The organism is Citrobacter sp. S55_ASV_140 (genome assembly GCF_018919505.1).
GTDB lineage: Bacteria > Pseudomonadota > Gammaproteobacteria > Enterobacterales > Enterobacteriaceae > Citrobacter > Citrobacter werkmanii.
In genome coordinates this window covers 50,311-57,746 of record NZ_JAHLQZ010000010.1, presented here as the reverse complement: position 1 = coordinate 57,746, position 7,436 = coordinate 50,311, and the positions used below count along the sequence as shown (strand labels likewise).

Genomic DNA, 7,436 nt, shown 5'->3' with positions numbered 1-7,436 from the left:
GCGTGATGTGTTGCGCATGTCTGAAGATCCGAAGCGCCCGGAGCGTAAAATTCAGTTCTTTGTCGCGGTTTATCAGCATCTGCGTGAACGTATTCGTCAGGATATTATTCGTACCGACGATCCGGTGGAAGCGATTGAACAGATGGAGATCGAACTGAGCCGTCTGACGGAAGAATTAACCTCGCGTGAACAGAAGCTGGCGATCAGCTCCCGCAGCGTGGCAAACATCATTCGTAAGACGATTCAGCGCGAACAAAACCGTATTCGTATGCTGAACCAGGGGCTGCAAAACGTGTCGTTTGGCCAGGTCAACAGTGTACGTCTGAATGTCAATGTGCGTGAAACGCATGCCACCTTGCTGGACGTACTTTCCGAGCAGCATGAACAGCACCAGGATCTGTTTAACAGCAACCGTCTGACCTTCTCTGAAGCACTGGCGAAGCTGTATCAGCGACTGAATCCGCAGATTGATATGGGGCAACGCACGCCGCAAACCATTGGTGAAGAGCTGCTGGACTACCGTAACTATCTGGAAATGGAAGTCGAGGTTAACCGTGGATCTGACGGTTGGCTGCGTGCTGAATCTGGCGCACTGTCCACCGGTGAAGCGATCGGGACCGGGATGTCTATTCTGGTGATGGTTGTGCAAAGCTGGGAAGACGAAGGTCGCAGACTGCGTGGGAAAGATATCTCGCCATGCCGACTGTTGTTCCTTGATGAAGCCGCACGACTTGATGCCCGCTCCATCGCGACCCTGTTTGAACTGTGCGAGCGTTTGCAGATGCAACTGATTATCGCGGCACCGGAAAACATCAGCCCGGAGAAAGGCACCACCTACAAACTGGTGCGTAAAGTCTTCCAGAACACCGAGCACGTTCACGTGGTGGGGCTACGCGGGTTTGCCCCGCAGTTACCTGAACCACTGCCGGGAACTGAAGACGCTTCCTCACAGGCAAGCTAACGAAGAAGGCGGCTAAATAGCCGCCTTCTGCTTTTCTGAAAAGCACGTAATGCCTGGTGTGATTTCTTTAGACTTCTTTACATTAGGTTAGGCAAAAACTATTTGATGTTTATATACTAAAGGTAAGCCTAACGCATCGCAGGCTTGCTCGTCATACTTCAGCGTGTATTGGCGTTTTACAGGTCCGACCCCAACTAACTTAGGGGGAATGCATACGGCCTGGCTATCCAAAGTATGATAAAGAAAACAGGGGGCAAGGGATGTTGCTTAATAAAATGTGTGGTCGTCGGCTCTCGGCAATCAGTTTGTGCCTGGCCGTAACATTCGCTCCACTGTTCAATGCGCAGGCCGACGAGCCTGAAATGATTCCTGGCGATAGCTCAGCGTCCGTCAGTGAACAGCCTACGGCGTTATCGCAACCGCAGGTTCAATCTTCCGCTACTGCTATTATGGCGGGTATTCAACCGCTGCCAGAGGGCATGTCTGTCGATAAGGCGCGCGCCGACTTACAATCTCAACTTCCAGCGGGCTTCACGCCGGTATACATGAGTCAGTTGGAGCGGCTGTACGCTGCGCGCGATATGAAACCGATGTGGGAAAATCGTGATGCGGTAAAAGCATTTCAGCAACAGTTAGCCGAGGTGGCGATTGCTGGTTTCCAGCCGCAATTTACCACTTGGGTCGCATTGCTGACTGACCCGGCGGTAACCGGTCAGGCGCGAGACATCGTGCTTTCTGATGCCCTGATGGGATATCTGCACTTTATCGCGAATATTCCTGTCAAAGGTAATCGCTGGCTCTACAGTAACAAGCCCTATGCGCTGGCAACTCCGCCGATTTCCGTGATCAACCAATGGCAGGTGGCGCTGGATAATGGCCAGCTGACTTCGTTTATTGCCAGCCTGGCACCTCAGCATCCGCAGTATGCAGCCATGCATGAATCGTTGCTAAAACTGGTGAGCGATACGCGTCCCTGGCCGCAGTTAACCAGTACCGCGACGCTGCGTCCTGGCGAGTGGAGTAACGACATGCCCGCGTTGCGTGAAATTTTACGCCGTACCGGGATGCTCGAATCAGTCGTCAGTACGGCTGCTAAAGAAGGGCGTAGCGCTTACGGCAGTGAACTGGTCGAGGCGGTGAAGCGGTTTCAGACCTGGCAGGGGCTGGGGGCTGATGGCGCAATTGGACCCGCAACGCGTGACTGGCTGAACGTAACGCCCGCGCAGCGTGCGGGGGTGCTGGCGTTGAATATTCAGCGTTTGCGCCTGCTGCCGAGTGACTTATCTACCGGTATCATGGTCAATATTCCTGCCTACTCGCTGGTCTATTACCAGAACGGTAATCAGGTGCTGGCCTCCCGTGTCATCGTCGGGCGTCCCGATCGTAAAACGCCGATGATGAGCAGTGCGCTGAATAATGTGGTCGTGAACCCGCCGTGGAACGTCCCGCCGACGCTGGCACGAAAAGATATTCTGCCTAAGTTGTGGAATGATCCGGGATACCTTGAGCGTCACGGCTATACCGTAATGCGCGGCTGGAATAGCAAAGAGACGATAGATCCGTGGCAGGTTGACTGGGCGACCATCACCGCATCCAATCTGCCGTTCCGCTTCCAGCAGGCGCCGGGCGCGCGTAACTCACTCGGACGTTATAAATTTAATATGCCGAGTTCAGATGCTATTTATTTGCACGATACGCCGAATCACAATCTGTTCCAGAAAGATACGCGGGCGCTTAGTTCAGGCTGCGTGCGTGTGAATAAGGCATCTGAGCTGGCGAATATGCTGTTACAGGATGCGGGATGGAATGATTCGCGCATCTCGGACGCCCTGAAGCAAGGGGATACACGGTACGTGAATATTCGCCAGAATATTCCGGTCAATCTCTACTACCTGACCGCGTTTGTGGGAGCGGATGGTCGGACGCAGTATCGTACAGATATTTACAATTACGATCTGACAGCGCGATCCAGCGCACAAATTGTGTCAAAAGCCGAACAATTAATCAGATAAATGAAGCAGTTCGAGAAAAATGATTGTCGTAAGTTATGTCGGAAACGGGGCAAAATGGCTGTAAGCCCCGTATTTCCTGGGGTTGGGAGCCTTGACGTAGACTACTTAGCCAGATAAGGTTTCCCGCGTGCGCTAGAGCATACATACGATAACATTGACCTTGTAGATCTTAATACCATGGACAAATTTGACGCTAATCGCCGCAAACTGCTGGCGCTTGGTGGCATTGCCCTCGGCGCTGCCATCCTGCCTACGCCCGCGTTTGCCACACTCTCTACCCCACGTCCGCGTATCTTGACTCTGAATAACCTGCATACCGGTGAGTCAATAAAAGCAGAGTTTTTTGATGGCAGGGGCTATATTCAGGACGAATTAGCAAAACTTAACCACTTTTTCCGTGATTTTCGGGCCAATAAAGTGAAATCCATTGACCCGGGATTGTTTGACCAACTCTTCCGTCTGCAGGGCCTGCTGGGCACGCGTAAACCCGTACAGCTGATCTCTGGCTATCGCTCAATCGATACCAATAATGAACTCCGTGCGCGCAGCCGTGGTGTCGCTAAGAAAAGCTACCACACGAAAGGCCAGGCTATGGATTTCCATATTGAAGGCATCGCATTAAGTAATATTCGCAAAGCTGCGTTATCTATGCGCGCAGGTGGTGTAGGATACTACCCCAGCAGTAACTTTGTGCATATTGACACCGGACCTGCACGGCACTGGTGATCCGTAAGCTTAATGAAACAGGAGCTGTATGAACTATCGTATTATTCCGGTCACTGCATTTGCCCAGAACTGCTCGTTAATCTGGTGTGAGCAGACTCGTCTGGCCGCGCTGGTCGATCCCGGCGGCGATGCCGGGAAAATCAAACAGGAAGTGGATGCCAGCGGTCTGACGCTTATGCAGATCCTGCTCACTCATGGTCATCTTGACCACGTTGGGGCGGCGGCTGAACTGGCACAGCATTATGGTGTCCCGGTTATTGGCCCGGAAAAAGAAGATGAGTTCTGGCTACAGGGGCTGCCTGCTCAGAGCAGGATGTTTGGCCTGGGAGATTGTGAGCCGCTGACGCCCGATCGCTGGTTGAATGAAGGCGACCGGATAAGCGTGGGCAATGTGACGTTACACGTACTGCATTGTCCGGGCCACACGCCGGGGCATGTGGTCTTCTTTGATGAGCAGTCAAAATTACTGATTTCGGGTGACGTGATTTTCAAAGGCGGCGTAGGACGCAGCGACTTCCCGCGCGGCGATCACAGCCAATTGATTGATTCGATTAAACGTAAACTGTTGCCGTTGGGCGATGACGTGACGTTTATTCCGGGCCACGGTCCACTTTCTACGCTGGGTCACGAACGGTTGCATAACCCGTTCCTGCAGGATGAAATGCCTGTCTGGTAAAAGCGCAGATAAATAAAAAGGCCGCGATTGCGGCCTTTTTTTGTGCGCTATTGATTACAGTACTGCGACAATCGCTTCGCACAGCGGCGCCATGTTATCTGGCGTCATTCCGGCTACGTTTACACGTCCGGAAGCGACGGCATAGACACCAAACTCTTCACGCAGACGCAGAACCTGCTCTTTAGTCAGGCCGCTGAATGAGAACATGCCGTTCTGTTTGATGATAAAGCTGAAGTCGCGGCTTGCACCTTTCTCCTGCAGCGTATTCACGAACAGTAAACGCATGCGCTGAATGCGTTGGCGCATATCAGTCAGCTCTTGTTCCCAGATGGCGCGCAGCGCGTCGTTGCTCAGAATCGTAGCGACTACGGATGCGCCGTGTGCCGGCGGGTTGGAATAGTTAGCACGAATGGCTGATTTCATCTGGCTAAACGCGCGGTCAACGGTTTCAGCATCGGCTGCAACCAGCGTACAGGCGCCTACGCGCTCATTGTACAGACCAAAGTTCTTGGAGTAGGAGCTGGCGACGATCAGCTCTTTGTGCAGCGCCGCGAATGCGCGCAGACCTTCCGCATCTTCTTCCAGACCACGGGCAAAACCCTGGTAGGCGAAGTCAAACAGCGGCAACCAACCTTTATCGACGGAAAGCTGAGCCAGCGTTTGCCACTGCTCCAGTGTTGGATCGATACCGGTTGGGTTATGGCAGCAGCCGTGGAATAACACCACGTCGCCGGCCTGCGCTTCGCTGAGGCTTGCCAGCATCGCATCAAAGTCTAAAGAGTGGTTTGCCGCATCGTAATAATTGTATTCACGAACTTCCAGACCGGCAGAGTTAAAGACGCTCTTATGGTTCGGCCAGCTTGGATTGCTCACCCAAACGCGTTTAGCCGAGGTGTTTTTTGCCAGGAAATCAGCTGCTACACGCAGTGCGCCAGTACCACCAGGGGTCTGTGCTGTACGTGCGCGTTTGTCGTTGATAAGCGAACTCTCTTTACCAAACAGTAATTCCTGAGTGCAGCGACCAAACTCTGGAATACCGTCAATGCCAAGGTAGTTTTTGGTGGTTTCATTTTCCAGTATATATTGCTCGGCTTTTTTAACGCTGGTCAGTACCGGCGTTTTGCCTGTCTCATCTTTATATACACCGATCCCGAGGTTTATTTTTCCTGGGCGGTCATCGGCACGAAACAAATCAGCCAGACCCAAAATAGGGTCGGCAGGAGCGGCGGTAATGTTCTCAAACATGACGAGGTTCCATAGTGATTACAGAAGGGAAGTCCGCTATCAGGTTAACGGTAGATTTACAAAATGCCAACCGTTACTGACGAAAAGCTGAGGTGTTTTTTTAAGACGCAAGAATCCGCTAGCAGAGATAAAAAAACAGGACCGAAGTCCTGTTTTTTAGGCATTTAACAAAGAGGTCTGCTATTAGAACTGGTAAACGATACCTACTGCGACGGTGTCGTCAGAGCCTACGCCCAGTTTGTTGTCAGAATCGATCTGGTTGATGATGTAATCAACATAGGTGGACATGTTTTTGTTGAAGTAGTAAGTCGCACCCACTTCGAAGTAGTTCACCAGATCTACGTCACCGATGCCTTCAATGTCCTTACCTTTAGATTTGGTATAGGCGAGGGACGGACGCAGGCCGAAGTCGAACTGATACTGGGCAACCAACAGCACGTCTTCAGTTTTGTTGGCATAACCGTTAGCGATACGGGTTGCGTTGTGGGTTTCGCTATAGTTAGCTGCCAGGTAGATGTTGTTCGCATCGTACTTAACGCCGGTCGCCCACTGCTCAGCTTTGTCGCCATGGCCGCGCAGAGCCGGGTTTTGTTGAGCATCGGTACGGTCAGCTGCGCCATATGCACCTACGATACCGAAGCCGTCGAATTCGTAGCTGATAGAACCGCCAACGCCATCGCCGTTAGAGCGACGAACGTCATCACGCTCATTTTTACCCAGGTACTGAACGGCGAAGTTCAGGCCTTCAACCAGACCGAAGAAGTTGGAGTTACGGTAGGTTGCGAGACCGCCGTTACGCTGGGAGAAGAACTGGTCAGAAGCAGCGGTATCACCACCGAATTCTGGCAGCATATCGGTGTAACCCAGCGCATCGTATACGACGCCGTAGTTACGACCGTAGTCGAAGGAGCCCGCGTCGCCGAATTTCAGACCGGCGAACGCCAGACGGGTTTTGTTGCCTTTCTGGGCATCGTCACCGCCTTCTGGGTTATTGCCGCTGAACTGGTATTCCCACTGGCCGTAACCGGTCAGTTGGTCGTTAATCTGAGTTTCCCCTTTGAAACCAAGACGGGCATAGGTCTGATCGCCGTTAGGCGCGTAGGCGTTATCACCGTTGTTCTTGGAAAAATAGTGCAGACCCACGGCTTTACCGTAAATGTCTACTTTGTTGCCATCTTTGTTATAAACTTCTGCAGCGTTAGCTGCCCCGGCTACCAGCAGAGCAGGGATAACCACTGCCAGAATATTGCGCTTCATCATTATTTATTACCCTCATCGGTTTTTATATGACACCTGCCACTGCCGCCAATAAATTCCGTCAATTAAAATTTACGGAACTATTGATGAGAGTTTGGTGTCTTTATGTGTCTGACAGGCATCTTTCCATTCAAACTATCGTTTCGCTACTCTCAAAGTGCTACAAATATAAAGATTTGGTTTCAAAAAGAAAAAATGTGTAACAAAATGTTATTTTTATGCAACTTTGTGAACAACTTCAAACTTCAGATGTCTCTGCGCTAAAAATCACCCCTGTTATTTCTATTTATATGATTTTCTTATATTTAATTTTGCTAAGACCGCTTTTTCTTCGCTATGACTAAAAGAACTGATTTAACTGAAGGTGATTTATGGACATCTGGACAGCCATGTGAAAGGTTAAAAAATGTACTATTTAATCAGAAAATGCTAATCCACAATAAAACTGCTGGTTATTTTTTGTTCGAATGTGTTGCTGTGAAATATTACGTAACAGGAAGAGGGGAGGCGAAGGGTTGTATTTAACGTGTTATGGGGATCCCTGTAACGTGGAGCGGTT

The 7,436-nt window shown here is 51.0% G+C and carries 6 protein-coding genes; 4 read left to right on the top strand and 2 right to left on the bottom strand.

Annotation, left to right across the window (positions count from 1 at the left end; translation table 11 throughout):
* The 4 genes from KQJ18_RS03535 to KQJ18_RS03520 form a co-directional block, all read left to right on the top strand.
* A partial coding sequence (locus KQJ18_RS03535; protein ID WP_275945174.1) for an SbcC/MukB-like Walker B domain-containing protein occupies positions 1-961 on the top strand: 961 nt, incomplete at its 5' end.
* A gap of 260 nt (positions 962-1,221) precedes the next feature.
* Positions 1,222-2,973 carry a L,D-transpeptidase gene (gene ldtD, locus KQJ18_RS03530; protein ID WP_216421417.1) on the top strand — a complete coding sequence of 584 codons (1,752 nt, stop codon included), beginning with the start codon at positions 1,222-1,224 and terminating at the stop codon, positions 2,971-2,973.
* Positions 2,974-3,150: 177 nt separating this feature from the next.
* Positions 3,151-3,699 carry a YcbK family protein gene (locus KQJ18_RS03525; RefSeq protein WP_003831948.1) on the top strand — a complete coding sequence of 183 codons (549 nt, stop codon included), beginning with the start codon at positions 3,151-3,153 and terminating at the stop codon, positions 3,697-3,699.
* Between the two features lie 28 nt (positions 3,700-3,727).
* The gene (locus KQJ18_RS03520; RefSeq protein ID WP_038639351.1) at positions 3,728-4,375 is read left to right on the top strand and encodes an MBL fold metallo-hydrolase; all 648 of its coding nucleotides are present in this window, start codon (positions 3,728-3,730) and stop codon (positions 4,373-4,375) included.
* 54 nt (positions 4,376-4,429) lie between these two features.
* Here KQJ18_RS03520 and aspC read toward each other — a convergent pair whose 3' ends face one another.
* Together aspC and ompF are read right to left on the bottom strand one after the other, a co-directional pair.
* Entirely contained in the window at positions 4,430-5,620 is a 1,191-nt protein-coding gene (gene aspC / locus KQJ18_RS03515; RefSeq protein WP_042309427.1) for an aspartate transaminase, read from the bottom strand.
* A gap of 183 nt (positions 5,621-5,803) precedes the next feature.
* A complete protein-coding gene (gene ompF, locus KQJ18_RS03510) occupies positions 5,804-6,880 on the bottom strand; it encodes a porin OmpF (RefSeq protein WP_121528839.1) in 1,077 nt (358 codons plus the stop codon).
* Between the last annotated feature and the right edge of the window lie 556 nt (positions 6,881-7,436).

Excerpts from the sequence above, each read along its gene's own strand:
- ldtD (WP_216421417.1), top strand. The coding sequence starts at position 1,222 with ATGTTGCTTAATAAAATGTGTGGTCGTCGGCTCTCGGCAATCAGTTTG.
- KQJ18_RS03525 (WP_003831948.1), top strand. The coding sequence starts at position 3,151 with ATGGACAAATTTGACGCTAATCGCCGCAAACTGCTGGCGCTTGGTGGC.
- KQJ18_RS03520 (WP_038639351.1), top strand. The coding sequence starts at position 3,728 with ATGAACTATCGTATTATTCCGGTCACTGCATTTGCCCAGAACTGCTCG.
- aspC (WP_042309427.1), bottom strand. The coding sequence starts at position 5,620 with ATGTTTGAGAACATTACCGCCGCTCCTGCCGACCCTATTTTGGGTCTG.
- ompF (WP_121528839.1), bottom strand. The coding sequence starts at position 6,880 with ATGATGAAGCGCAATATTCTGGCAGTGGTTATCCCTGCTCTGCTGGTA.